The following is a 1,585-nucleotide window of genomic DNA, read 5'->3' as shown; positions in this document are numbered from 1 at the left end:
CTGGTGTTTTAACCAGGGAGCTCCTGGGTTTTGACACAGGCACGGCCACCGCTTGATCATTTTCGGGTTCCGTCCAAAGAACGCGATCATGACAAGTGGTGGCCGTGCCTCGTAGTGTGCCCGATCAAGCTCAGAGCGCCCAACTCAGGGCGCTGCAACGGTTGCGCCGGGATCTGTATGGCTGTTTGCGTGCGTGGCCGGACACGTTGTTCGAGCTGGTCGACGCGCTGCTGGTGAGTCCGCAGCGGCCGATGTCGTTGCCGTGGCTGACGTTGGAAGCACCGCTGCGCCGAGGGCACGGCAGTGTCTACCGGGCGCTGGAGCAGGGCCTGATCGACACCACCGCGATGGCGGGGGTGCTGGCCGGGCTGGTGGCGGGATCGGGTGCCGCGGACGAGGATCTGGTGTTCGCGCTGGATTGTTCGCAGTGGCCCCGCTCGCACGCGGAGACCAGTCCTGGCCGGACGCTGAACTACGACGCCTCGAAGGATCGGCGTGACCGGCGGGCCCCGGTGACCGAGGGCTGGTGGTTTCAGTGGCTGGCCGCTACCAACGCGGAGCACTCGTCGTGGGCGCCGCCGGTCGACCTGGCCCGGATCGGCCCCGGCGGCAACCATCACGCGGTCGCGGTCGCGCAGGTCCTGGCGTTGCTGGACCGGCTGCCCACCGGCCTGCCACGACCGCCGGTCGTGTGCATGGACGGCGACTACAGCCCGTCCTGGATCGGCCGGCAACTGTCCGGCCAGCCGGTGCAACTGCTGATCCGGGTGCGGTCGGACTCGGTGATGCTCACCGATCCACCATCCCGTCGGCCGAGCGATCGTGGCCGGCCGCCGGTGCACGGACCGGCGATGAAACTGCCCGACACGGCCAGTTGGCCCGAGCCCGACGAGATCAGGATCGTGCCACCACGCCCGGACCGGGGCCGCCACCACGAGCTGTCGATACTGGCCTGGCACCGCCTGCACCCGCGTCATTCCAAGAAACTGGCCGAGCCCGGCCGGACCGCGCACTCGGGCAAGACCCGGGAGATCGTGCGCGGCAGCGTGATCCGCATCCAGTCCGCCCAGCCGGGCGAGAAACCGATCTGGCTGTTGTGGACTGGCCCGGAGGGCTCGTTCGATCTGGACCGGCTCTGGCGGGCCTACCTGCGCCGTTTCCAGATCGAGCACCTGTTCCGGTTCTGCAAACAGCACCTGGGCTGGACCCTGCCCCGGCTGCGCACCCCTGAACAGGCCGAGCGGTGGAGCTGGTTGATCGCCGCCGCCTACGCGCTGCTCGTCGCCGCCCGGGATCTCGTCGGCGACCACCGGCTGCGCTGGGAACCCGCGGGCCTGATGTCACCACTGCGAGTCAAACGCGGATTTCGGGTACTTCAGGCCGAGCTGGGCACTCCGGCCAGGTCCCGACAACCCTTCCAGCCCGGCCCCGGACGCCCACCAGGACGAACCTCCACACCCGCACTCCGCCACCCCGTGATCCGCAAACACCGCAGCTCACAAACCCACGACAGACAACAAGAGACGGGCCGCCGCTGACGCGACGACCCGTCTCAAGGAACTCACCCCTGGTTAAAACACCAGGT

The 1,585-nt window shown here is 68.5% G+C and carries 1 protein-coding gene; it reads left to right on the top strand.

Translation table 11 applies throughout. From position 1 onward, the window contains the following. The first annotated feature begins 185 nt into the window (after window positions 1-185). Window positions 186-1,538 carry a transposase gene (locus AB0M24_RS48115; RefSeq protein ID WP_363782013.1) on the top strand — a complete coding sequence of 451 codons (1,353 nt, stop codon included), beginning with the start codon at window positions 186-188 and terminating at the stop codon, window positions 1,536-1,538. Window positions 1,539-1,585 lie beyond the last annotated feature (47 nt).

Source organism: Lentzea sp. NPDC051838 (genome assembly GCF_040681245.1).
GTDB lineage: Bacteria > Actinomycetota > Actinomycetes > Mycobacteriales > Pseudonocardiaceae > Lentzea.
Note: the sequence above shows the minus strand (reverse complement) of the source record. Positions and strands in the feature narration are given on the sequence as shown.